This is a genomic window from Streptomyces scopuliridis (assembly GCF_042790125.1).
GTDB lineage: Bacteria > Actinomycetota > Actinomycetes > Streptomycetales > Streptomycetaceae > Streptomyces > Streptomyces scopuliridis_A.
Window position 1 is genome coordinate 77415 of sequence record NZ_JBHTZS010000023.1, and the last position, 24249, is coordinate 101663.

The window sequence follows — 24249 nt, forward strand, 5'->3', positions numbered from 1 at the left end:
TGTGTGACCTTGTCCGCGCACTGCCAGCTGACCGGGGCCAAGCCCGGCTTCGGCAACCAGATCTCGCACTCGCACCGGCGCACCTCCCGCCGCTTCGACCCCAACATCCAGCGCAAGCGCTACTGGCTGCCGAGCGAGGGCAGGCACGTCCGGCTCACCCTCAGCGCGAAGGCGATCAAGACCATCGACTCCATCGGCATCGAGGCCGCCGTCGCCCGGATCCGTGCCCGGGGGGTGAACGTCTGATGGCGAAGAAGAGCAAGGTCGTCCGCAATGAGCGGCGCAAGGAGGTCGTGGAGCGGTACGCCGTGCGCCGCGCGGAGTTGAAGGAGATCATCCGGCGCCCCGGCACGCCCGAAGGGCAACGGCTGGCCGCACGGGAGGAATTGCGACGTCAGCCGCGCGACGCGAGCGCCACGCGGGTGCGGAACCGGGACAGCGTGGACGGCCGGCCACGCGGCCATCTCAGGAAGTTCGGCCTGTCCAGGGTGCGGATGCGCGAGCAGGCGCACGCCGGATTCCTTCCGGGGGTGCGTAAGTCCTCCTGGTAGTTTTGCGCGGTCCGGACAGACCCGAGGGGGGACTTGAACGTGCAGAAACTCGTACGGACCAGTACGGCCGTGGCCGGGCTCGTCGCGGCGCTCGCGCTCGCGCTCACGGGCTGCGGCGGTGACAGCGGCGGTCCGGCCAAGGACGAGGGCAAGGACGAGGGCGGCACCACGGCATCGAGCGGGGCCGGCGGCGCGGGCACCGGTCTGACCCCGGAGTCCGACTCCGGCGCGGACGCGGCGAGCGTCGAGGGCACGTGGGCCGGGCTGAGCGACGGCAAGACCGTCGCCCTGTCGGTCAAGTCCGGCAAGGTCGCGCTCGTCGCGGACCAGCATGTCTGCCAGGGCGCGGTGGAGGACATGGGCGAGCCGATGTTCTCCCTCAAGTGCGCCGACGGCAACACCGACCGCACCATGGGGACGATCGAGTCGAACGACGGCAAGACCCTGGTGATCTCCTGGGGCAAGGGCGTGAAGGACACGCTGGCGAAGGCCGCGGACGGCAAGCTGCCGGACGGACTGCCGAGCGAGCTGCCGACGGACCTGCCGACGTCGTGATGTCGTCGTGCTGACCGACTGACCCGCTGACCCGCTGACCCATTGACCAGCTGGCCGGCCGACCGGCCGGCCGGCCTCGGGTCAGCGGGCGGGGCGGATACGGCCGCGCCGGTCCGTCCCGTCGGCCGCGCCCGGTCCGCCCGGCACCCGCGCCGCGTCCGCGGCGGAGGTGCCGTGGGTCCAGCCGTCGGCGTCCGTCGCCCCGCGCACGCGCGTGGCCACCGTCTCGGGGAACATCCGGTCCGTATGGCCGGCCACCGCCACCTCGCGGGCGGCCAGTACGGGCAGCAGCCCGCCAACGCCCTCTTCGGCCAGCCGCGTTGCGGTCCCCCGCTCCGCCGTCACCTGCTCCGCCGTGGCCTGTTCCGTGGCCTGGGCCAGGCGTTCGCCGATGCGGTGCGCGTACGCCAGCAGGAACGACTGCCGGAATGTCTTCGTCCGCTTGCGTCCGGCCGCGCGCTGGGCGGCCTCGGCGCGGGTCATCGCGGCCGTGCCCTGGACCAGCAGCGAGGTATGGAGCAGCTCGACCGCCTCCAGGTCCGGCTCGAAGCCGACGACCGTGGAGAAGCCGTACGCGCTGTTCCAGACGGCGCGGCAGCGGTTCGCGGAGGCCACGGCGTCGAGCAGGATCGCCTTCGCCGTCTCGTACGGGGCGTCCACGCCGATCCGGCAGGCGCCGGGCACATCGCCGCGGTGGGTACGGTCGGCGAGCAGCGCCTCGTCGATGCTGTGCCGCGCCATCAGTTCCTGCGCCTTGGCGGTGAGCGCCTCCGCCTCCTGCGGATATCCGGTCGCCTCCGCCTTGGCGAGCAGGGCCCGGATCCGGGTGAGCATGCGCGGCTCGCCGTCCGCGGGGGCGGTCAGATGGACGGGCGTACCGGGCACAGGACCGACCGGTTCGATCGCGGGCAGCCGGACGAGCAGCCGATACAACTCCAGTACGGAGGTGGCGTACGAGAAGCGGTCGGCCCGGTGGGGACGCGCCTCCCGCTCCGCGTCGAGGTCCGCGAGCTGCGCGGCCCAGCGCGGCGGCAGCGACTCGTAGCGCCGCGCCTCGGCCGCTATGAGCTCGGCGAGCAGCCGCAGGTGCGGGCCGTCGAGGTCGCGGCGTACGAGCCGTACGACATCGGCGGGCTGCCAGCCGCGCTCCCAGGCCAGCCGTACGAACTGCTCGCCGCGCCGCCGCAGTTCCGCGTCGGCCGCCGGATCCGCGGCGAGGAGGGAGGCGCCGGTGTCGATGCCGTCGGCGCCCCCACCGTCCGTGGCCCGCGCGGAGAGTACGGCCGCGAGGGCGCGCTCGACGGTACGGGCCGCCGCGCCGGCGGTGTCCTTGTCGGTCATGCCGCGGCCTCGGTGTGCTCCATGATCATGCGGGGTGCCTCCTCGGGACTGCTCCTTGCCGCGTTCCGATGGTCGCAGGTCCCGCTCGCAGGTCCGCATGCGGGATTTGTTGTCCACAGGCTGTGGATATCTCCTGGCCATTTCGCACGGCGCACTACCGTGGACGCCTCCGACCGATGACGTCACAGAGAGGGCATGGGGCATTCATGGGCGAGAACAAGCGGCGCATGCTGGCCGGGGAGTGGTACCTCCCCGACGACGAGGAGCTGGGCGCGGAGACTGAACGGCGCTTCGCGCTGTGCGCGGCGTACAACGCGAACGGCGGCGCCGCGGCGGCCGATCGCGCCAAGATCCTTGCGGAGCTGCTCGGTTCGGTGGGGGAGGATGTCCGTATCCGGCCGCCCTTCCAGTGCGACTACGGGACGTACATCAGTATCGGCGCCCGTACGTTCATCAACTTCAACGCGGTCTTCCTCGACGCGGCGCCGATCACCGTCGGATCGGACGTCCAGATAGGGCCGAACGTCCAACTCCTCACCCCGACCCATGAACTCGGCACGGAACGGCGCCGCGCGGGCTGGGAGCGGGCCTCACCGGTGACGATCGGTGACAACGTCTGGCTGGGCGGCGGCGTGATCGTCTGCCCGGGAGTGACGATCGGCGAGAACACGGTGGTCGGTGCGGGGTCGGTGGTGACGAAGGACCTTCCGGCGGGTGTGCTGGCGGTGGGCAATCCGGCCCGGGTGATCCGCGAGCTGGAGGGCTGAGCCGGAAGCGCCGCCGCTATCTCGCGGGGGCGGCCGGGGTGGCGGCGCGCGGGGCGGGGGTGGTGGGGACGGCGGGGGCGAACTCGCACCAGACCACCTTTCCCCGCGTGGCACCGGCCTGGTCGCCCCAGTCCGCCGCCAGGGCGGTGACCAGCAGCAGCCCCCGGCCCTCCTCCGCCTCCGCGTCGACCGACCCGATCCCCGTGGGCCACCTCGGGGGCGTACGGGACGGATCGGCGACCTCGACCCGGAGGCGGCCCCCTGTGCGCAGCAGGGTGAGCGAGACCGGGCCGCGGGTGCAGCCGCAGAGGCAGATGCCGTGCCGTACGGCGTTGGTGACGAGTTCACTGACCGCGAGCTCGACGGTGGCGATCAGCTCACTGTCCACCCGGCGCAGCGCGAGGACCTCACGGGCGTGACGGCGGGCCTTGGGAGCCGCCTCCGGCCTGTGCGGGAGCGGGATCCTCGTGAGGGGCTGCCAGGGCGGGCCCTGGTCGTAGACGTCGTGCACAAGTCCACTGTCAGTGAGCATCGTTACTCTCGGACATCAGTAGGTCACCGAAAGCAACCTATGTTGCCCGAGAGGAGTGCCGCCATGCCACATCACCCATACGAGGCCGTACCGACCGTTCCGGCCGAGCGGTGCGTGTCCCGCCCTTCAGGACATGACATTTCAGGGCGTGATGACGAGCTTCCCGGTCGCGTGACCGTCCTCGCTCGTCTGCTGCGCCTGTGCGGCTTCCGCAAGCGGGAACGTACGCGCGATCCGCAGCCGCAACGCGCCCTCCGCCGCCAGGCGGACGTTCTCCGCGAGGCCGGCGCGCTTCCGCTCGGGCGCCGTGCCGCCGGACGAGAAGGCCACGCCGAGCTCGGCGGCGGCCGGGTCGGCGATGGTGACGATCCGGTCGGTCGTCCCGCCCCGCAGCTCGATCGAGTCGGGGAGAGCCCCCTTGCCCGCCGCGTCGAAGACCGCGTCCACGCCCTGCGGCGCGACCGAGCGGACGCGTTCGACCAGCCCGTCGCCGTAGGTCACGGGGATGGCGCCCAGCGAGCGCACGTACTCGTGGTTGGCCGGGGACGCCGTGCCGATCACGATCGCGCCACGGGCCGTCGCGAGCTGGGCGGCCAGCGACCCGACGGCTCCCGCCGCCCCGTGCAGCAGCAGGGTCTCGCCGTCGCGCAGCTCCAGTTGGTCGAGCACCCGCGCGGCGGTCTCCCCCGCGACCGGGATCGCCGCGGCCTCGGCCCACCCCAGCGAGGCGGGTTTGGGTACCGCCGTCTCGGCCAGGGCGTACTGCGCGTAGGCACCGGTGGCGGACCACCCCAGCACGTCATCGCCGACCGCGACGTCCGTGACGCCCGCGCCCACCTCGTCCACGACCCCGGCGATCTCCAGACCGGGCACGGCGGGCAGCGGGGTGGCGAAGGCCTGTTCCATCCATCCGTGGCGGATCTTGTAGTCCAACGGGTTGACGCCCGCCGCCTTCACGGCCACCCGGAACTCACCGGGGCCCGCGTGCGGCTCGGTGATGTCCTTGACGTGCAGGACGTCCGGGCCGCCGAACTCCTCGAAAACGATCGCTTGCATCTCAGCCTCCATACGGTGATGACGGTGGGGCGGGGTCCTGGCTCCGGAGTCGATCCTCCCGTTGTCGGCCCCGGCTCGCCTGCCGGACGGATCCACCCGTCGTTGTCAGACCCTCCTGCGAGACTCGGCGGTATGACCGAACGATGGGCGCTGGCCCCGGCGGACGGCGGCGGCGCGCTGCTCGTTCCGCTGGGCGCGGACGGCCGTCCGGCCGGGCCCGTCGTGCGGGAGCCCGATCTCGTCGCGGCGGTCAGGACGCGGCTGCCGGAGGTCGGGCGCTGGGTGTGGCGCTCCACGGCCGAGGTGTATCCGCGGCTGCTCGCGGCGGGGGTGCGGGTCGAGCGGTGCTATGACATCGAGGCCGCCGAGCTGCTGCTGCTCGGCCACGAGGGGCGGCTCGGGGAGCCACGGTCGGCCGCGGCGGCCTGGGCCAGGCTGCGGAACGGGCCGGTGCCGCCCGACCCGCCGCCCCGGTCGGCGGAGCCGGGGTCGCAGTCCTCACTGTTCGAGCCGCACACGGGCGCGGAGGTGCCGTTCGAGGGGCTGCTCGATGTGTACGCGGAGCAGCAGCGCCGCCATACGGCCGCCGAGCACCCGGGACGGATGCGGCTGCTGACCGCGTCCGAGTCGGCGGGGATGCTGGTGGCCGCCGAGATGCACCGCGCGGGACTGCCCTGGCGCGCGGATGTGCACCGCGAGGTGCTGGGGGATCTGCTCGGCGAGCGGTACGCGGGCGGGGGCGAGCCCCGGCGGCTGGCCGAGCTGGCGGACGAGGTGTCGGCGGCGTTCGGCCGGCGGGTGCGGCCGGATCTGCCGGCGGATGTGGTGCGGGCCTTCGGGCAGGCCGGCATCAAGCTGAAGTCCACCCGGCGCTGGGAGCTGGCGGAGATCGGCCATCCGGCGGTGGAGCCGCTGATCGAGTACAAGAAGCTGTACCGGATCTGGACGGCGCACGGCTGGAGCTGGCTCCAGGACTGGGTACGGGACGGCCGGTTCAGACCCGAGTACCTGCCGGGCGGTACGGTCTCGGGCCGGTGGACGACCAATGGTGGCGGGGCGCTCCAGATCCCCAAGGTCATCCGGCGGGCTGTCGTCGCCGACGAGGGCTGGCGGCTGGTGGTCGCGGACGCCGACCAGATGGAGCCGCGGGTACTGGCCGCGATCTCCCGCGACCCGGGGCTGATGGAGGTGGCCGGGCATGACGGCGATCTCTATACGGCCCTCTCCGCACGGGCGTTCTCGGGCGACCGCGCCCACGCGAAGCTGGCGCTGCTGGGGGCGATCTACGGCCAGACGTCCGGTGACGGGCTGAAGAACCTGGCGGCCCTGCGCCGGAGGTTCCCGCTGGCCGTGGCGTATGTGGACGACGCGGCGCGGGCGGGCGAGGAGGGCAGGCTCGTACGGACCTGGCTGGGGCGGACGAGTCCGCGGGCGGCCGGGTCCGAGGAGGACGACGGCGAGGCCGGGATCCCGCAGGAGATATCCCCGGCGCCGGGGACGGAAGGGGACGGATCCCCCTCGTCCGGCGGCGAGTTCACCCCGGGCTACGCGTCGTCGAACGGCCGGGCGCGCGGGCGCTTCACCCGTAACTTCGTCGTCCAGGGCAGTGCGGCCGACTGGGCCCTGCTGATGCTGGCCGCGCTGCGGCGGGCGACCGCCGGGATGCGGGCGGAGCTGGTCTTCTTCCAGCACGACGAGGTGATCGTGCACTGCCCGGAGAAGGAGGCCGGGGAGGTGGCCGAGGCGATCCGCGCGGCCGGGGAGCTGGCCGGGCGGATCGCCTTCGGGGAGACGCCGGTGCGGTTTCCGTTCACGACGGCGACGGTGGAGCGGTACTCCGACGCCACGTAGGGGCGCGGTGCGGGCCTCGCCGTCACGGCCTCGGGCTTACGCGTCCAGGGCCTGCCGGCTACGGCCGCGTCAGCCACTTCTGGCTGGTCGCGATCGCGGTGAGCTGCTTCATGGTGAGCGCGGGGTTCTCGCGGGTGGCCTGGGAGACCTGGTCGGCCGCGTTGAAGGCGGAGATGACGACGCGCAGCCCGTCGGGCCTGAGGGTGTCGGCGGTCCACATCGTGATGCCGCCGACCCCCTTCTCGCCCGCCTTCTTCGTGGTCTTGAGCAGCGTGCCGTCCGGCAGGGCGGTCGCGCCGGAGAACAGTTCCCCCGCGTCATCCGACATACCGGGCTGCACATTGACCTGGACATAGCTCAGGCCCTTGCCGTCGTCCACCACCAGATAACCGAACCCCTCCTGGCCGCCCTCGTCGGTCACCTTCAGCCCGGCGGGGAGCAGTGAGACCAGCGTCTTGCGGGTGTTCACGCCGTCCGGGTCGGCCGAGGTCTCCGGTGCGCCGACAGGCGGCCGCGCGGACGGTGGCGTGGGCAGCTCGTTCAGTGGCGCGCGCCACTCGTCCGAGGTGACCAGCGCCTTCAACTGCGCGGGGTTCAGCGGCGGATCGGGGCGGGAGATCGCGGCTCCCTTCTCGGCCGGGGCGTTGTACTCGCTCGCGTCGACCAGGAAGCCGTCGGACGTCAGCAGGACGGCCCGCCAGTTCTTGGTGTCCACGCGGCGGTCCGGGTACTCGTACCCCTGGAAGACCATGAGCCGGGACCCGTCGGCCAGTTCGGTCTCGGCGCAGTCGTCGTACGCGACGAAGACCTTGTCGGGACAGGTCACCTGCTGGTCCGCGTCGGTGTCGTCGGCGCGGGTGAGACCGACCGAGATCTCGGCGTCGCCCTTCCCGTCGTCGAAGACCCCGCGCACGCTCCGGTAGCCCGGGGTGTCGGACCCGTTCGTCGTCGGATTCTTCAGCTCTCCGCCGGGCAGCAGCCGGGTGAGAATCGCGATGAGTTCCGCGTCGGCGGCCGGTGCCGGTCCGGTGGGGGTGGGGGTGGGGGTGGGGGTGGGGGTGGCCGTGGGGGTGGCGGTGGGAGTGGGGTCCGGCGGGGCCGCCGATGTCTCGCCGACCTGCCCCCCTCCCGGCCCGCCGCCCAGCAGTCCGCCTCCGTACGCGCCGCCCATCCCCACGGCGGCCAGCGCGAGCACACTGCCCGTCACCGTCGCGGCGCGCCGCCGGGCCACCCGGCGGCGGCCCCTGGCCAGCCCGGCGTTCACCAGGGCGGCCCGGTCCCGGGGGGCGAAGGTCTCGCCGGTGCGGCGCAGCACCTCGCCGAGTCCTTCCTCGAAGGGCACTTCGAATGGCTTCTCAGAGGGCATGGTCGGCCCCACTCCTTGCTCAGGTACCGGACAGAATCAGGATGAATCGGAGCCGAGCCCCGTGGGGCGGGCGCTCAGCGGTCGGCGAACTCGGCGAATCTCCCGCCCAGTTGCTCCCGTAGCTTCGCGAGCGCACGCACCGATCTGGTGCGTACGGCGGCGGAGCTGACATGCATGGCGTCGGCGGTCTCCTCGACGCTGCGGTCCTCCCAGTACCGCAGCACCACCACCGCGCGGTCCTTGGCCGACAGCCGCCCGAGCGCGTCGAGCAGCGCGATCCGCAGGTCGGGGTCGTAGCCGGGGGCCGGACCCGGCTCGGGGAGTTCCCCGAGGGGCCGTTCGGTCGCCGAGCCGCGCCGCCGCTGTGTGAGGAAGGTACGGACGAGGACGGTCTGCGCGTACCCGGCCGGGTTGTCGATCCGGTCGACGCGCCCCCACAACGCGTACATCCGGCCGAGCGTCTCCTGCACCAGATCCTCGGCGAGATGGGTGTCGCCGCCGGTCAGCAGGGAGGCGGAGCGGAAGAGCTGGTTCGTACGGCCGGCCGCGAACTCCCTGAAGTCGTCGGCCCGGGAGGTTCCCGCCCGCTCACCGCCCGTACGCCCCATCCACCCCGTGCGCCTCATGGTCCCCCGATCCCCCGTGTCCCCGTGGCGCCCGGCTCCCCGCCCCGCCCTTCACTCCACTGACGCGGTGGACCGGCGGAAATGTTTCACCCGACGCGGAGAAAAGAAGCGGAGGACAAGAAGCGGAGAAAAAAGCATCCCGGCCGGCGAACGGCGCCGGCCGGGATGCTGGGTGATGCCACGTGTCGCTTGTTACGCGTTACTTGAGGTAGACGATGCCGTCGGTGGTGAGGGTCGGGCGGCCGCTGGTGCCGACCACGACGATCTTGATCGTGTGCTTGGCACTGGATGACCAGGTCTTGGTGAAGATCGCGTCCCGGTACTTGGTGGTGGACGACTTGAGGTCGACGGTCGCCACCTTCGTTCCGTCGAGGTAGACGTACGCCTGTCCGGAGGTCGACGCGCGGGAGACCACCCAGGCCACCGAGCGGCCGGTGAAGGTCCAGCTGAGCGAGGCGTTCTTGGCCGAGCTGGAGTAGGACTTGCCGCCCAGGTAGCTGGTGGACGACTTGGTGGTCCAGGTGCCGGACTTGGTCGCCGAGCTCTCCTGGACGATCATCGGCGTACCGGCCACCGACGCGGCGCCGGTGTTGCCCGCCTGGTCGTACGCGGTCATCGACCAGGTCGTGGCCACGCCCGACTTGGCGGTGTGCGACGCGCTCGTGGTGGTCGGTCCGTACGTCTTGGCGACCGGGGCCGTCAGCCGGACTTCCTTGAGCGCCGCGCTGTCGGCCGCCTTCCAGCTCAGGGTGACCGGAACGGCGGCGGTGTCGACCACGCCGGCGCGCAGGGCGAGCGCGGGCTTCGTGGTGAAGGTCGGTGCGGTGGTCTCCGCGACGACCGTCGCCGCCGCGCTGGTGGCGGTCTTGCCGGACTGATGGACGGTGCGGACGGAGACCTTGTGGGTGCCCACCGCGAGCGTGGCCTTCGCCGAGGTCGTGGCGCCGGAGACGCTCGCGGCCACCTTGCCGTCGACCAGCAGTTCGTTCTTGGTGATCAGCTCGGAGGGCGTGGTCGTCGACCAGTTCACGGTGACGGCGGCCTTGGTGTAGTACGTCGATCCCACGAGGCCGGCGCCGGTGACGGAGGTGACGGCCGGCGCGGTGGGGGGACCCGCGGCCCAGGTCCGGATGGTGGCGAGCTTGCCGTAGAAGGCGTCGCCGGGGCACTGCGTGTTGTAGCCGTCGCGGTGTCCGTGGATGGCCGGGAAGGACATCTGCGCGCCCTTGGCCCAGGTCTTGCCGAAGTAGCTGCGTCCGCTGTCACCGGCGGTGAGCGTGGCGGTGCCGGACGGGCTGACCCCGTACTGGCCGAGCTTCCAGGCGGCGATCCGGGCGACCGAGACCATGGCGGCCTGCGACGGCGCGGCGTCGGTGTACGTACCGAGGACGGAGATACCGGTCGTCTCGGAGTTGAAGCCGTAGGCGTGCGCGCCCATCACGGGCCGGTCGACGCCGCCCTTGCGGCCCTCGTAGACCGTGCCGCACTTGTCGACCAGGAAGTTGTAGCCGATGTCCTTCCAGCCCAACTGCTTCACGTGGTACGTGTACACGCCGCGCACCACGGCCGGGGCCTGGGCGCAGGTGTAGGTGTTGCTCTCGGCGGTGTGGTGCACCACGACCGCCTTGATCCGGCCGTCCGGCAGATAGCCGGGCTCCTCGGGGCTGATCGACTCGTCGGCTCCCCAGCCGGCCCGTGAGGTGATCGGCGGGCGCGGCGCGGTCGACGGCGGCGCGGTGGGGATGCTGGCCGTCGGGGTCGGCGCGGGGGACGACGCCGGGGGCGTCGAGGGCGGTGTGGTGCCCGGCGGCTCCGACGAGGGCGGCGGGGTCGAGGGCACGTCGCTCGGGCTCTGGCTCGGGGCGGGCGGGTCCGTGGGGTCCGTACCGTCCGTAGGAGCGGTGCTCGGGCCGTCGCTCGGAAGGGGGCCGTCCGTGGGCTCGCCCGGCGCCGGGGTGACGGGATCGTCCGCGGCGAAGGCCATGGGCGCCATCGCCAGGTCCTTGCCGCCGTCGCCGCCGCCATCCGTGTCGATCATGGCCAGGCTGAGGCCGGCGGGCAGCCGCGACGAGGTGTTCCCGCCGCTGGTGACCCGTACCTCGACACCGTCGGAGGGCCCCACCCACGCGGGCTCGGTGCCGCCGCGCTCGGCCGCGCTCTCGCCCTGGCCGCTGTCACCGTCGAGCACCAGCCAGCGGGACCACGTCCCGGACCCCACGGCGCGGGTACGTGCCTCGACCTTGCCGGACACGCGTGCCTTCGGATCGCTCCAGGTGACACCCAGCATGCTGAACCGGTCGGTGTCCTGCCGCGGAAGCGCGGCGCCACGGCCGTCGTCCTGGGTCCGCAGCTCCGCCGCCCGTACGTCCGTACGCGGCGGCGCCGACGGCTTGCCGTCCCCGGACGCGTCCGAGGACCCGGGAAACCCGAGACCCCCGGTCATGCCCTGGAAGACGAGTACACCCGAGACACCGACGGCGGTGATGCCGGACGTGATCCAGATCCGACGTGAGGTCACGCCGTACCTCCCCCTCTTGTACGCAGCACGGAAGAATGCGCGAGCGCGCTATCTCACCACAGGTCGGCGCGGGAAAAAAATGCGATCTCCCGGCCTTTTCGTACAACCTTTTGCCCGTGGGACGCCCGGCGCCGCCGACCCACCGCCTCCAGCAGTCGCCCGGTTCGCGACCGGGAAGCGACCAGCGGCGTCGGTTCAATGGGGGTGGGGGATGCGGTTGAAGCGGCGTGCCCGGCAGTGCGATCCTTTCGGGCATGCCGCAGACGCCCCGGTAACGGATGTGGTCGGGCGGCCGCTCACCACGGGGAGGGGGCGCGGGTGAATCCGTATCGTGTGCTGGCGGCGGTGGCCGCCGACTGGGGCCGGCTCGGCCCCTACCTGCGACGGGGTACGGAAGGCACGGCCGGCGCGGAAGACGCGGCCGGGATCCTGAACGGGCTGTCGTCCGCGCTGCGTTCGCTGCGGTCCATGGAGCGCCATGCCCCCGGCCGTACGGCCGCGGCGGGCGAGACCGCGCGCTTCGTCCTCGCCCTGCTGCCTCCCGCCGAGGCCGAACGGCTCGTCGCCGCCCACTCGGGACGCCTGGCCGGGACGGTCACGGAGGAGGAGACGTACGCCGGTTTCACCGCCGCCGACCTCGCCTTCCTCCTGCTGGACGACAACCCCATGGTCGGCCCGCTGCTCGGCCCTGTACGGGAACGCCTGCTCTCGTATCCGATGCTGGACGACTGGGCCGCCGAGGCGCACGCGCGCACCCCCGGGCTGATCCGGCTGCGCGGTGAATCCGGCGGGCCGGCGTCCGGCGCGCGGGGGGTGGACCGGATCCCTTCCTTCCAGTTCAGCGACGCCGCCACCCCCTGGCCGGTCGTCGTAACGGTGAACGGGCTGCTGGACGCCGCGCGCGATCCCTGGGGCGCGGCCGACTGGTGGCTGTCGGCGAACGGCTATCTCGGCGTCGCCCCCGCGGAACTGCTCGGCGGCGGCCAGGACGGTCAGCTCACCGGTACCGCACGCTACTTGGTGGAGGGGGAGTAACTCCGTGCCGAACAGCCGTCCGCCCGCCGCCCTCCCGGGCACTCCCACGAAGGTGGCTCTGCCCGCCGGTACGCCGCTCTTCCGGGTCCACGCGTCGAAACGTCCGGGCACCGCGTTCAACCCCGTACCGTCCGACTGCCTCTACGACGGGGGCCGGTTCGACGCGACGCGCTGCGACGACTATCCCTTTCTCTACGCCGGGCGTACCGCGCCCGCCGCCGTCTGCGAGTCGCTGCTGCGGTCCGTCCCGTTCACCCCGGGCGGCGGGATCCGGCTGCTGCCGCGCGCTTCCGTGCGGGGCAAGCGGCTGTCGTTCCTGCGGCTGACCGCCGATGTGGACGTGGTGTCGCTGGTGTCCGGGGCGGATCTCGCCTCCGTCGCGCAGGACGCGTGGCTGGTCCAGTCCGAGCCCGGCGAGTACGCGTACACCCGGCACTGGGGGCACTGGATCCGGGGCCGGACCGCCCCCTGGGCCCAGGGTTTCGTCTGGCCGTCGAAGCGCGAGCCCGCCGCGCACGCGGTGATCCTCTTCCAGGACCGATGTCTGGACCGGGGTCTCACGGAGATCGTCGAGGAGACGGACGAGCCGCCCGTCGACTTCGCGACGCCCGAGGGCGAACGCTGGCTCAACTCCGTACTCGCGCCGTATCTCGCGCAGATCGCACCGTAGGAGCACCTTCTTGTCCGAGGACGAGTTTCCCGACGTCTCTCAGCTGTCCGACGACGAACTGCGTGCCTCCCGGGACGAGTTGCTCGCGATGGCCGCCCGGACACGGGACGACGACCCCGAACTCCCCTACATGTGGGGGTGGGCCGGGGAGTGGAGCTTCCATCTGCGTCTGCGGCAGGGCCGGGAGGACGATCTGAGCCGGGCCGCCGACGCGCTGCCGCGCGCGTTCTCGGCACGCGCGGCACTCGCGGGACGCGCGGCACAGGACCGGAACCAGGACCGGAACCAGGACCGGGACGGCGAAGAGGCCGAGGAGATCTGGTACGCCTGGCAGGTGCTGTACGGCCAGGTGCTGCTGTGCCAGTACGACCAGGAGCCCGCCCCCGCGCTCCTCCACCGGGCGGAGGAGCAGCTGACCGCCGGCCTCGCGGGCCTGCCCGGCACCTCACCGTTCGCCGCCGGGAACGCACCGCTGGCCCGCCTCCTGCTCGCCCGTACCTCCGCCGCCCGGTACCGCGGCGCCCCGCGGGACGACCCCGGCCGCGCGGACCTCCTCGCGGCGGCCGTGCGCCGGCAGCGGGACGCGCTGGGCGACCACGCGGCCGGTTCCGAGGAGGCCACCGAGCTGTCCGGATCGCTGGGCGATCTCACCTTCGAGCAGGGCGACTTCGGCGCGTCGGTGGAGCACTACCGGACCGCCCTCGCCGGGGCCGCGCCCGGCGCCGACGTCCCGCTGCTCCGGTACGGGCTCGCGACCAGCCTGCTGATGGGCGGCCGGGCCGCCGCCGACCGTGACCAACTGAGCGAGGCCCGGAAGGAGTTCGTCCGCGCGCTCGCCGAAGCACGGGAGCGGCGTCGAGAGCGCCAGGGCGCGACAGACGCGGAAGAGCCCTGGTGGGCCTGGGAGGCGCGGGCCAGAAGCGTCTTCGTCCGTGCCGTCCTGCGCTTCAACTGGCAGGAACGGGAGCAGTTGGCACCCGCCGTCGCCGAACTGCACGCCCTGCTCGCCGAACCGGGCGCCGAGGAGCGGCTCTCGCCGGTCTTCGCGGACGCGTTCGGCAGGCTGCTCTACGACCACGCCGCGGAACAGGACGACGACACCGCCCGCGACCGGGCCATTCCCCTGCTCGGACGGGCCGTACGGGAGTGGCGGCCCGCGCGGGACGGCGACCCGGTGCCCGGTGCGATGCTGCTCGCGTCCCTGCAACAGGCGCGCTTCCAGGGGGACCAGGACCCGGCGCGGCTCGCGGACGTCGAGGACTGCGCGCGGCGCGTCCTCGCGGTCGAGGAGGCGGAGGCGGACCCGGGGCTGCGGCGCATGGCGAAGCTGATGCTCGCCTGGGCGCGGACCCAGGCGGCGCCCGGCACCCCGTCCGGGCCGGTGGACGACCCCGACGGGGTGCTCGACGAGGGCCGGAAAGCGGTCCGCGAGATGATGGCGGACTTCGCCCACGGCCGGAGCTTCCTCGACTTCGACGACGACGCGTACGGCGCCATGGCCAACGACGTGGCGAGCACCGACCGGCTCAGCCGTACCTTCGATCACTTCTACGAGCGGTGGCGCTCCCTGGATCCGGAGAGCGAGGAGTACGGGGTCCACGCCGGCTATCTCCTCAGCATGGTGCCGATGCTCGACCCGCACGGCAACCACATCACCGAGGAGCAGAAGACCGCCCTCTTCGAGGCCGCCCGGGCGAGGAGACCGGAGAACGCCGGCTGGCAGAGCACGGTGCACGGGGCCGCCGGGTATGTCCGGCTCCATGACGAGCTGGCCGGCGCGGGCACCGGACTGGACGAGGCCATCGCCGACCTCGACCGGGCCCGCACTTCCCTGAGCGAATCCCAGGAGGCCGGTGGCACGTCCGGTGAAACGGACGGCGGGAACGGATCCGGACCGAGCGACAGCCAACGCGCTCTCGACGACAGCTTCAGCCTCCTGCGCTCGTTCGCCACGAACCAGCGCGGCCAGCTGCGCGGCGCCGTGGACGACCTGGACTCCGCCTGGGCCGCCTGGGAACAGCTGCGGGACAGCCCCTCCATCACCCCGTACATGCGCCGCGTCATGGACGGCCAGCAGGCGGGGTTCGCGGCGAACCGGGCGGCGCTCAGCGGCGATCTGGCCGGTGTGGACCGGGGGCGCGCCAAGCTGGCGGCGCTCCACGCGGAGATGGACCCCGAGGACCCCTCGCGCATCGAGGTGTGGACGCTGCTGGAGAACGTCCACTCGCAGCGCGACCAGCTCGCGGACCGGCTCGGCGCACCGCCGGTTCCTCCGCCGCCCGGCCGGCCCAGCACGGCCGAACTACGGCGGCTGGCCGCCAAGCTGCCGCGCGACCACCACGCCTGGGTGCTCGGCGACAACGGCATCGCGCGCAGCGTGCGCGCGGGCGCGCGGGGCGACGCGCAGGGCGTACGGGAGTCCCTCGCGCTGGTGGAGGAGGCGCTCGCGCTCGTCGACGAGGACAGCGACGACTGGCTGCGGTACGCGAACGTCGTCGGCACCTCCCTCTGCGCGCTCGCCCACGCCGGACGCGACCGCCGTGATCTCGACAACGGCATCGACTGGCTGGAGCGCGCGGCGGCCCGGACCGGCGGACCCGAGCACCGGCTGTACGGGACGCTGGGGCTCACCCTCGGCCGTGCGTACAGGCTGCGCGCCGCCCCCGGCCGGGACGACCGGCGCACCGGCCGGCGCACCGGACTCAAGGCGCTGCGCGGCTGGACCTGGGCCGCGCTGCTCCAGTCCGGCACCTCGCACGCCGCCGAGGTCGCGGCGAACGCCACGCGGGCGGCCCTCGAAGTGGCCTCGTGGTGTCTGGAGGACAACGTCCCCGACGAGGCGGTCCAGGCGCTGGACTCCTGTCGCGGGCTGGTCCTGCACACGGCGACCACCTCCCGGTCCGTCCCCGAGCGGCTGACCGCCGCCGGGCGGACGGACCTGGCCGACGAGTGGCGGGCGGCGGGCGGCACGGACGTGTCGCCGGGGGCGGGTGCCGGACCGCTTCCGGGTGCGGGTGCGGGACCGCTGCCGCGGCCCGGAAGCGGTCCCGACTCCTCGCCGGACAACGGTCCTTCCGGCCCGTCGGCCGAGGCGGCGCAGGCCGCGGTGCCCAGCGAGCTGCGCCGGCGCGTGCTGGCCGTACTCACCGGTCCCGACGAGACGGGCCGGCCGCAGGACCTGCTCCTCGAACCGCCGTCGCCCGCCCTGATCGGCGAGGCGCTCACCGCCGTGCACGCCGACTATCTGGTCTATCTCGTCCCCGGTTACGAGGCGCGCCCCGGCGCGGCCGTCGTCGTCACCTCGGCCGGGCGGGTGGGCTCGCTCCCGCTGCCCCTGCTCCGCGAGGACGCGGCGCCGCTGCGCGCCTACGACGCGGCGCCCCTGGCCGCCCGTGACATGGGCCCGGTGCCGGACGGCGAAGGCCCGTACGGAGGCGACCCGCACGGCGGAGACGCGACGGCCGCACGGACCCCGCGCAAACAGCTCGACCGGCTCTGCGGCTGGGCGTGGTACGCCGCGATGAAGCCGCTTCTGGAAGGGCTGGGCGTGGGCGAGGCGCCCGGCGAACCCCCGCCCACCTTCGTCCTCGTCCCCATGGGCACGCTGGGCGTGATCCCCTGGCACGCCGCCTGGGAATCCCTCGCGGCGGGCGGCCGGCGTTACGCGGTCGAGGCGGCCGGGATCTCGTACGCGGCCTCCGCGCGGCTGTTCTGCGAGGTCGCGGGGCGGCCCGCGGTCCCGCACAGGGGCGCCGCCCTGGTCGTCGGCAACCCGACCGGGGACCTGCGGTACGCGGGCGAGGAGGCCGACGCCGTACGGCACGCCTTCTACCCGGCCGGGCGTTTCCTCGGGCGCGGCCTGGCCACCCCCGGCGAGGTGACGGCCTGGCTGCGCGACCCCGCGAACACCGGTGGCGTACTCCATCTGGCCTGCCACGGAACGGTCGCGGCGAACCGGCGGCACAGCGCGTATCTCTCCCTGTACGGCGGCGAGCTGGCCGCCGAGGAGCTGACCGAGGCCGCCGCCGGCGCCGGGCGGGGCGAGCTGGAGCTCGTCGTGCTGGCGGCCTGCCGCAGCCATGTCTCGGGGCGCGGTCACAACGAGGCGTACAGCCTGGCCACGGCCTTCCTCGTGGCCGGGGCCCGGTCGGTGGTGGGCTCGCTCTGGCCGGTGCCGGACGACGCGACCTCACTGCTCATGTTCATGACCCACCACTACCTGCGCGCCGGGAACCTGTCCCCCGGTGCCGCCCTGCGCCGCGCCCAGTTGTGGATGCTCGACCCCGCGCGCGAACTGCCGCCCGCCATGCCCGACGCGCTGGCGCTGCGCGCCGGGTCCCTCACCCCGGACGACCTCACCGCGTGGGCCGGCTTCACCCACCTGGGGCGCTGACTGTCCGCCACAGGTCCGGCCGCCGGCCGGGCATCACTCCGGTACCACCGTCCGCAGGGGGATCGTGAGGGCGTGCCACTGGCCGGGCGCGCCGCCGCCGCCCGCCGCACCGGCGCCACCCGGCCCGGGTCCCGCGTCGCGGCCCGCGCGCGGCGGGCGGGTGAAGCGCAGGACGTGGTCCTCGCCGGTGCCGCGCGCGGCGGGCGGAGCGTCCGCGCTCCATGGCGCGAGCCGGAACGGAACGGTGCTGAACTCCCCCTCGGCCACGATCAGTTTGAGCCAGTCGCGGACGTACGCCCCGGGCTCGGCCTTGCGGGACCCGGGCAGGGAGAGCTGTACGGGCGCGTTGCCGAGGGCGTAACCGGTGCGCCCCGGGCCGATGAAGTGGCCGGGAAACAGCTCCGCGTGGCTGGCGTAGCTGTCGGTGAGATCGAGGAGGACGCACCAGAGCGTGCGGTCGTGGGAGCGGTTGTGGATCCGTACGGAGACCAGCGGCTCGCGCCCGCCGGCGTAGGCGCAGCGGATCTCGCCGTGGCCGTCCGGCAGAATCCGCTCGCCGTTCCAGACGGACACGTCGACGTCCACCAGCGAGGCGAGCGGCGACGCCGGGTTGGCGAGATCCCGCAGCTGGTGCCAGCGGGTGAGATGGACCAGGCAGTCCGGCACCCGGTGGGCGGGGAGCGGGGCGGTCGCCTCGGTCCCGTCCCGGCGCAGCACACGGGCCCGTCCGTCGTCCCCGACCACGACCTTGAAGACCTGGCCGTGACCTGGGCCGTAACCTGGCCCGTGACCTGGCCCGTCGGTCTTGAGGCCGCCGTCCGCGACGCGCAGCAGCGGCGCCGCGTCGAGGGCGTCGAGCAGCGCGCGGTCGCCGCCCTCGACCACGACCGAGGTGGGCGGCAGGGCGAGCGCGGAGACCGCGACGGGATAGATCCGTACCGGATCCGGCGTCCACCCCACGGGGGTGACCAGCGCGCGCAGGGGCTCGACGGCCCGTACGCGTACGACGTCCCCCTCGCGGTCCGCTTCGACGACGCCGAACTCCGTACGTCCGCCGGTCTCCACACCCTCCCGGCCGCCCGACAGCCCGTGCGCGCTGCCGCAGTCGACCTGCCAGCCGTCCGGGCCGTGCAGCAGCAGATGCGGGCTGAGCGGGCGGTCCGCCGCGCCGCCGAGGACCGCCAGGTCGGCGATGCCCCCGGGATCGGCCGGGTACAGCACGGGGTTCTGGTGCTCGGTCGCGGACTGCACCCGCGAGCCGGCCGCGGCCAGCACCTGCCGGTAGGTGGCGCCCGGTCCCATGTCGCGCAGGGCGCCGAGCAGGGCGCGGGTGAAGAGCCCGTGCCGTCCCGCGCCGTGACCGTCCTCGTACGACGACTGGTTGACGCGGCACGCCGCCAGCAGCACATGCCGCGCCGCCTCGGCGGGCGCCGGGACGTCACGGGCCCGGGGACCGGCCGCCCGGAGGCCCGGGTCCCCGTACGCCGGCCACGACGGGTCGTGCGGCAGCGCGCGCTTGACGAGGTCACCGGGCAGCCGGGTGGCGCCGCCGGAGAAGCAGGAGTCGAGGACGGCGACGGTATGCGCGCCGCCGGAGGCGACCCCGTCGAGGAGCGCGCCGAGATCCTTGTCGATCAGGATGCCGTCGGCGCAGACCAGGGCCTGGCAGTAGCCGGTCGGCTCGACGTAGAGATGAGCGCGCTCGGTCGCGGGGAACTCGGTGCCGTGGCCCGCGTACCAGAACAGCGCGGTGTCCCCGGGGCGGGCCTGACCCAGATGGGTACGGAGGGCGTCGGTGACGGCGGCCACCGTCGCCTGGCCGTCGGTCAGTTCGAGGATCCGCGGCGGCGGCCCGTCGAGCCGCCCCTCCATCCAGCCCCGCGCGGCCCGGATGTCATTGACGCAGCCGTTCAGCGACGTCAGCTGCCGGCCGGAGGCCGGCGACAAGGCCGCATAGTCATTGATCCCCACCAGAAGTACGAAGGCAGTCCCCATGGGGGAAGTCTGTCAGGGCGTGCGCGGGCGTGACGTACGCGCACGGGTCATGAACTGGGCGCTTACCGGGCGTACTTCGGTTGTCCGCTGTCGGAGCCGCCAGGCACTTAGCAGTATGGAGGCGCCGTCGCTATTGTTCTGAGCCCGCACGGTTCAGGCCGTGCCGGACGGACGCAGGACGCACGGGGGATCTAGGGGGATCCATGGGATTCATCGAAGGGCCGCGCCGGGTGGTACGCCCCGCCGCCGGGCCGGGCGCCGCACCGGGCAGGAGCACCGCGTCGGCACCGCCGGCGGGCCCCCCGGCCCTCTCGCGAGACCTCTACCGGGACCGTACGCGCGAACTGCTGGACTCCGTACAGCGGTTGGACGCCGGGCTGAACGAGGCGGCGGTACGGGAGCTGTCCGGCTGGATCCGCGAGCAGTACGCCACGTCGTACGGCGACGTCCCGGTGGGCTTCGTGGCCGTGTGCCGGCTCGGGCCGCCCTTCGTGGACCACCGGCTGAGCCTCTTCCACACGATCATCGACCACTTCGCCCCGGGCGATCCGATGCCGGAACCCTTCGCGGCGGCCCGGATGCTGGTGCGGTCCGGGGCCTACGAGTACGTCGAGGTCTATGCCGGCGGGACGGTGCTGCCGGTCCTGGACGACGGCTCGGTCGTACGCCCGTAACACCCGTAGCCGCCCCCACCGGCCGCGACAACCCCAGAGCCACAGAGCCACAGACAACGACGGAGGATCCATGTCCGAGGTGGATTACCACCTGCGGCGCCAGGTCGATCGCGTGAACAGCCTCGTGGTGCGGCTGGGCGAACAGGTGGGGGCGGTCTCCGGCCAGGTGTCGGCCGTCGGCCAGGCCCAGCAGGAGACCCGCACCGAACTCCAGCAGTTACGCGCCGACTTCATGACGTTCGTACAGCAGGCCGAGCTGACGGCCAACGTCCAGCGCGCCGAGACCCGGGTCGGAGTGATCCAGGACAAGGTGGACCACGAGTTCGGCCATCACAAGGTGGTCAGGCGCTCGGCGGTCGGCATGCTCCAGGCCTTCGACACCGGTCTGGTCTCCGACGAGACCGTACGGAACGTGGGCGAGCAGCTCATGATCCAGACCCCGCGCTACTGGCTGGCCCCCGCGCTGATCGCCCTCTCCAGCTGGGCGGCGGACGACCGGTCGCTGTGCGAGCGGGCCGTGGAGGAGGCGTTCCGCCGCTCCCCCGACCGCACCTCGCTGTTCTTCGCGCTCGTGCTGCGCCGCCAGGGCCGGCACGCCGGCGCGGTGCGCTGGCTGCGCCACTACCTCAATGTCCAGGACCCGGCGGCGCTCGGCCGGGAGTTCGCGGTGATCCTCGAATCGATCTCGCAGGGCGCGTTCGGCGCGGCGGGGCGCGAGCTGCTGCGCGACACCCTCGCCACCTGGCGCGAGACGCTGCTCGCCGACGAGGCGACCGAGACCGCCCAGGTCACCCGCTGGCGGGCGGAGATCGAATCGCTGCGCGCGCCGTCCGCCCTGGCCGACTTCCCGCGGCTGGCCGCGGTGTCCCCGCAGTGGGCCCAGCTGGACGCCGTGCTCTCCTCGGCCCGCGCCCAGCAGGCCGTACTGGACAAGTACACCGAGATGATGGCGCGCGAGTCGCGGCCCTCGGACCGTATCGAGGACGCGGTCGACGACATCCTGGACCGGCTGGTCGGGGAGTACGACAACGAGGAACTGCCGCTCCGCCGCGATCTGGCCTTCAATCACGCCGTCATCGACAACGGCGGCGATCTGGACGCCGCGAAGCAGGCCGCCGACCTCGACTCGGCGTCGCTGGAGGAGACCCTCGACTACCTCACCGTCCAGACCACCTCGGCCCTCAACCCACAGGCCATCGGGGCTTCCCCGGCCACCCAGCGGCTCTCGGTGGCCGCCTGCCACAGCTGGTTCAAGCGGGCGCACGCCTCCTTCAGCCGGGACTACCGGGCGGCGATCCCGCCGGACGTGGGGGCGTACTTCGCCACGACGCACGGCGTGGGGGCGCAGACCTTCGCGCTGCCGCCGTGGTCGGGTTCGTTCACGACGCCGCTGGAGACGCTGGAGGCGTCCTTGGTGGCGCACTGGGACGGGCACGCCCGGCCGTTCATCGACTCGCTGGCCTTCCCGTGGCGGCAGAAGGCCCTGCTGCCGGGCGGGATCGTGCTCGCCGTCCTGCTGCTGTTCATGCCGTTCCACGTCGGCTTCGCCTTTGTGGCGGCGCTGATCGTCGGTGGGGTGTGGGCGCTGGTCCTGCGCAACCGCGCCGAGGGGGCCCGCAAGCTCCAGCAGACGGCGCGGCAGTCCCTGGAACAGGCCAAACAGGAATCCGTCGGTACCCTGCGCGCGGCCCGCGCCGAACTGACGGACTGGCAGAGCCGGTTCCAGCGGGCGGACGCCGTCGAGGCCGCCACCCGCGCCATGATCGCCTCGCTGGCGACCGCCGCGCACGCCTCGTCGCCGTACGAGGGCCGCACCGTCACCGAGCCGGCGGAGGAGAAGACACCGTGATCCCCGAACAGCAGCCCAGGCGCGTCGTCCCGGGGACACCCCAGACCCCGCAGCCCCCCTCGTCCCAGCCCGCGCCGTCCCCGGCCGCCTCGCCGTGGGCGTCCGCCCCCGCGCGCCCCAAGGAGCGCGTCACCTCCCGGCTGCGCAAGGTGGTGGAGGGGCTGCCCGAATGGGAGCCGCTGCCGCCGGGCGAGATGACCGTACGGCGCCCGAAGAAGGACCTGTGAACCTGTGACCGGAAGTCTCTGGGCCCACGGCGGTACGTACGAGACCTGGGCCGCGTTCCTGACCGACTGGGCGGCCGGCGGCCGGTCCGGGGGCGCGGGGCTGCCGGCCCTGCGCCAGGAGGACTTCGCCGCCGACACCTGGGACCGGCTGCGGCTCCGGCTCACCGACGCGCTCTCCGCGCGGCTCCAGCGCTGCGCCGACGCGCTCGGCACGGCGCTCGGCGAGGCGGCGGACGAGTTCTCGGTCGGCCGGGCCCTGGCGCAGGCCCGGTCGGGGCTGCATCCCGTACGGGCCCTGGCGACCCACCCCGGGCTGCCCGAGGACCTGCGGCCCCAGCTGCTGAAGATGGTGGACGACGCGACCCGCACGCTGCAACAGGACCTCGAACGGGCCGTGGAGAGCATGGCGTCGGAGGGCGGCGACCCGCGCCGCGTCGAGGCCCGGCGGCGGACGCTGCGCGACAACCCGCTCACCGCGGTGACCTCCGCGCCGCCGCCCGTACCCACGGCGGAGCCCGCCGCGACCGGCGGCTGGTCGTACGACCCGACGGCGACGGGCAGACGCCGGGTGACCCCGCCGTAACCCCCTGCCGCTTGTCGAGAACGCCCCTCTGATCGAGAACTCCCCTCATACACCCCTTCCCTCAGCAGAAGGCCACGCATGCCGAACTACCGTGAGTGCCGCGACGACCTGGACAACTACCTCACCGCACGCGTGCCGGTCATCGGCCTGCGCACCATCGAACAGCCGCGTGCGCTGCGCCTCGTGAAGGAGATCGCCGCGCAGCCGCGCCGCTCGGCACTGCCGTTCTGGATCTATACGCGCGCCACCGGCCTGCGGGATCTGCGGTCCAACTCCACGGTGCAGGACGACCGTTCGCTGACGGGCGCGATGGAGTTCGCGGCGGCGCAGTTCAGCAGCCGGCCGAACGCGACCCTGGTGCTGGTGGACCCGGACGACCTGGACACCGACACCCCCTTCACCCGGCATGTCGCCGAACTCGCCAGGCTCGCCGACGCCAACGCGGGCAGCCTGGTCCTGATCACCGACAAGCCGATCTGGAGCGGTCTCCAGCGGCTCGGGATGAGCCTTCAGCTCGAACTCCCCGACCCCGACGAGATGTACGCGACGATCCACGGCTTCCTCGCCGACCACCACGGGGTCGTGCCGATCGCCTGGACCGAGGAGGACGCGCGCCGGGCCGCGGAGTTCCTCCAGGGCGTCACCGAGGGCGAGGCCGTCAACCTGATGGCCACGCTGGTCGCCAAGGGCTCCGTGGAGAAGGACGACGTCCTCGCCCTCGCCCGCTCCAAGGACCGGATCTTCAGCGATCTGGCCGGGCTCGAACGTATCCACCTCAAGAGCGAGGAGGACTACGGAATCGGCGGGCTCACCAATCTCCGCGACTGGCTGCGGCGCAAGCACCAGCTGATGCACTCCGACCTCCGCGGCACCGGCCTCCGGCCGCCCCGCGGCGCCCTCCTGGTCGGCGTGCCCGGCTGCGGGAAGTCGCTCTCCGCCAAGGCCATCGCGTCCCAGTGGCGGCTGCCTCTCTACCGGCTGGACATGGCCAGCATCCACGGCAAGTACCTCGGCGAGTCCGAGGGCCGGATGCGCGAGGCGCTGGAGACCGCCGATCGCGTGGCGCCGTGCATCCTGTGGATCGACGAGATCGAGAAGGGCCTGGCGGGCAGCCACGACATGTCGGGGGTGCCGCAGCGGGTCATCGGCCAGTTCCTCTTCTGGCTCCAGGAGTCCGACTCGCGCGCGTTCGTCGTCGCCACCGCCAACGACGTCCGCAGCCTCCCCCCGGAGCTGCTGCGCAAGGGCCGCTTCGACGAGCTGTTCTTCGTGGACCTGCCGGACGCGCAGGACCGCCGGGAGATCATCCAGCTCTACTACCGCCGTTACGTCAAGGCCGAGCCAGCCCCCGACCGGCTGGACCTGCTGGTCGACCTCTCCGACGGCTTCGCCGGCTCGGACATCGAAGCCGCTCTCCACGACGTCGGCGCCGAACTGCACCTCCAGGGCGACGACCCGAAGGGGCTCGACCCCTCGTTCGTCGAGGACACCTTCGCCAACGCCTCCCCCATGAGCCGGACCAACCCCGAGCAGATCGAGGAGATCCGCTCCTGGGGCCGCGACCGCGCGGTCCCCGCGGGCCGCTCGCTCACCACGGCGGCTCCTGGCACGGCGGGCCCCTCGCGCCGGGTCGTCTTCATGGGCGACTGACTCATGGGCG

The 24249-nt window shown here is 73.2% G+C and carries 20 protein-coding genes; 13 read left to right on the forward strand and 7 right to left on the reverse strand.

Annotated elements, in window-relative coordinates; genetic code table 11:
* Nucleotides 1–9 precede the first annotated feature (9 nt).
* Genes rpmB through ACFRKB_RS28465 form a run of 3 tightly spaced genes read left to right on the forward strand, consistent with a single transcriptional unit; the run spans nucleotide 10 to nucleotide 1106 of the window.
* A complete protein-coding gene (gene rpmB / locus ACFRKB_RS28455; protein WP_383109424.1) occupies nucleotides 10–246 on the forward strand; it encodes a 50S ribosomal protein L28 in 237 nt (78 codons plus the stop codon).
* Nucleotides 246–551 carry a 30S ribosomal protein S14 gene (gene rpsN, locus ACFRKB_RS28460; RefSeq protein WP_383109375.1) on the forward strand — a complete coding sequence of 102 codons (306 nt, stop codon included), beginning with the start codon at nucleotides 246–248 and terminating at the stop codon, nucleotides 549–551. The genes rpmB and rpsN overlap by 1 nt, the downstream gene beginning before the upstream one ends.
* Before the next feature lie 39 nt (nucleotides 552–590).
* The gene (locus tag ACFRKB_RS28465; RefSeq protein WP_383109425.1) at nucleotides 591–1106 is read left to right on the forward strand and encodes a hypothetical protein; all 516 of its coding nucleotides are present in this window, start codon (nucleotides 591–593) and stop codon (nucleotides 1104–1106) included.
* Nucleotides 1107–1187: 81 nt separating this feature from the next.
* On the opposite strand, the gene ACFRKB_RS28470 is transcribed toward ACFRKB_RS28465, so the two are convergent.
* Nucleotides 1188–2447 (reverse strand): DUF2786 domain-containing protein, encoded by a 1260-nt coding sequence (locus ACFRKB_RS28470; protein WP_383109376.1) that lies wholly within the window; start codon nucleotides 2445–2447, stop codon nucleotides 1188–1190.
* A 206-nt stretch (nucleotides 2448–2653) separates the two neighbouring features.
* On the opposite strand from ACFRKB_RS28470, the gene ACFRKB_RS28475 reads away from it, so the two are divergent.
* The gene (locus tag ACFRKB_RS28475; RefSeq protein WP_383109378.1) at nucleotides 2654–3214 is read left to right on the forward strand and encodes a sugar O-acetyltransferase; all 561 of its coding nucleotides are present in this window, start codon (nucleotides 2654–2656) and stop codon (nucleotides 3212–3214) included.
* Between the two features lie 16 nt (nucleotides 3215–3230).
* Here the strand turns inward: ACFRKB_RS28475 and ACFRKB_RS28480 are convergent, their stop codons facing one another.
* Nucleotides 3231–3725, reverse strand: a complete 495-nt coding sequence (locus ACFRKB_RS28480) for an ATP-binding protein (protein WP_383109379.1) — start codon at nucleotides 3723–3725, stop codon at nucleotides 3231–3233.
* A gap of 162 nt (nucleotides 3726–3887) precedes the next feature.
* Nucleotides 3888–4802, reverse strand: a complete 915-nt coding sequence (locus ACFRKB_RS28485; RefSeq protein ID WP_383109380.1) for an NADP-dependent oxidoreductase — start codon at nucleotides 4800–4802, stop codon at nucleotides 3888–3890.
* 132 nt (nucleotides 4803–4934) lie between these two features.
* Here ACFRKB_RS28485 and ACFRKB_RS28490 point away from each other — a divergent pair, with 132 nt between their 5' ends.
* The gene (locus tag ACFRKB_RS28490; RefSeq protein ID WP_383109382.1) at nucleotides 4935–6653 is read left to right on the forward strand and encodes a bifunctional 3'-5' exonuclease/DNA polymerase; all 1719 of its coding nucleotides are present in this window, start codon (nucleotides 4935–4937) and stop codon (nucleotides 6651–6653) included.
* 58 nt (nucleotides 6654–6711) lie between these two features.
* Here the strand turns inward: ACFRKB_RS28490 and ACFRKB_RS28495 are convergent, their stop codons facing one another.
* The 3 genes from ACFRKB_RS28495 to ACFRKB_RS28505 form a co-directional block, all read right to left on the reverse strand.
* Nucleotides 6712–8019, reverse strand: coding sequence for a hypothetical protein (locus tag ACFRKB_RS28495; protein WP_383109383.1), 1308 nt, complete (start codon nucleotides 8017–8019; stop codon nucleotides 6712–6714).
* Nucleotides 8020–8093: 74 nt separating this feature from the next.
* Nucleotides 8094–8645, reverse strand: coding sequence for a SigE family RNA polymerase sigma factor (locus ACFRKB_RS28500; RefSeq protein ID WP_383109384.1), 552 nt, complete (start codon nucleotides 8643–8645; stop codon nucleotides 8094–8096).
* 199 nt (nucleotides 8646–8844) lie between these two features.
* Entirely contained in the window at nucleotides 8845–11088 is a 2244-nt protein-coding gene (locus tag ACFRKB_RS28505; RefSeq protein ID WP_383109426.1) for a peptidoglycan recognition protein family protein, read from the reverse strand.
* A 393-nt stretch (nucleotides 11089–11481) separates the two neighbouring features.
* Between ACFRKB_RS28505 and ACFRKB_RS28510 the strand changes: the two genes are divergently transcribed.
* Genes ACFRKB_RS28510 through ACFRKB_RS28520 form a run of 3 tightly spaced genes read left to right on the forward strand, consistent with a single transcriptional unit; the run spans nucleotide 11482 to nucleotide 17261 of the window.
* Nucleotides 11482–12198 (forward strand): hypothetical protein, encoded by a 717-nt coding sequence (locus ACFRKB_RS28510; RefSeq protein ID WP_383109386.1) that lies wholly within the window; start codon nucleotides 11482–11484, stop codon nucleotides 12196–12198.
* A gap of 4 nt (nucleotides 12199–12202) precedes the next feature.
* Nucleotides 12203–12868, forward strand: a complete 666-nt coding sequence (locus ACFRKB_RS28515; RefSeq protein ID WP_383109387.1) for an RES family NAD+ phosphorylase — start codon at nucleotides 12203–12205, stop codon at nucleotides 12866–12868.
* Nucleotides 12869–12878: 10 nt separating this feature from the next.
* A complete protein-coding gene (locus ACFRKB_RS28520) occupies nucleotides 12879–17261 on the forward strand; it encodes a CHAT domain-containing protein (protein WP_383109388.1) in 4383 nt (1460 codons plus the stop codon).
* Nucleotides 17262–17294: 33 nt separating this feature from the next.
* Here the strand turns inward: ACFRKB_RS28520 and ACFRKB_RS28525 are convergent, their stop codons facing one another.
* The gene (locus ACFRKB_RS28525) at nucleotides 17295–19256 is read right to left on the reverse strand and encodes a caspase family protein (protein ID WP_383109389.1); all 1962 of its coding nucleotides are present in this window, start codon (nucleotides 19254–19256) and stop codon (nucleotides 17295–17297) included.
* Between the two features lie 203 nt (nucleotides 19257–19459).
* Here ACFRKB_RS28525 and ACFRKB_RS28530 point away from each other — a divergent pair, with 203 nt between their 5' ends.
* The 5 genes from ACFRKB_RS28530 to ACFRKB_RS28550 all read left to right on the forward strand — a co-directional run bounded on the left by ACFRKB_RS28530 (nucleotide 19460) and on the right by ACFRKB_RS28550 (nucleotide 24239).
* A complete protein-coding gene (locus ACFRKB_RS28530; RefSeq protein WP_365974546.1) occupies nucleotides 19460–19930 on the forward strand; it encodes a hypothetical protein in 471 nt (156 codons plus the stop codon).
* 70 nt (nucleotides 19931–20000) lie between these two features.
* Nucleotides 20001–21779 (forward strand): hypothetical protein, encoded by a 1779-nt coding sequence (locus ACFRKB_RS28535; protein ID WP_383109391.1) that lies wholly within the window; start codon nucleotides 20001–20003, stop codon nucleotides 21777–21779.
* On the forward strand, nucleotides 21776–22006 hold the full coding sequence (locus ACFRKB_RS28540) for a hypothetical protein (protein WP_383109392.1): 231 nt from the start codon (nucleotides 21776–21778) through the stop codon (nucleotides 22004–22006). Before ACFRKB_RS28535 ends, ACFRKB_RS28540 begins: the two co-directional genes overlap by 4 nt.
* Nucleotides 22007–22010: 4 nt before the next feature.
* The gene (locus ACFRKB_RS28545; protein ID WP_383109393.1) at nucleotides 22011–22589 is read left to right on the forward strand and encodes a hypothetical protein; all 579 of its coding nucleotides are present in this window, start codon (nucleotides 22011–22013) and stop codon (nucleotides 22587–22589) included.
* 78 nt (nucleotides 22590–22667) lie between these two features.
* On the forward strand, nucleotides 22668–24239 hold the full coding sequence (locus ACFRKB_RS28550) for an AAA family ATPase (protein WP_383109394.1): 1572 nt from the start codon (nucleotides 22668–22670) through the stop codon (nucleotides 24237–24239).
* Nucleotides 24240–24249 lie beyond the last annotated feature (10 nt).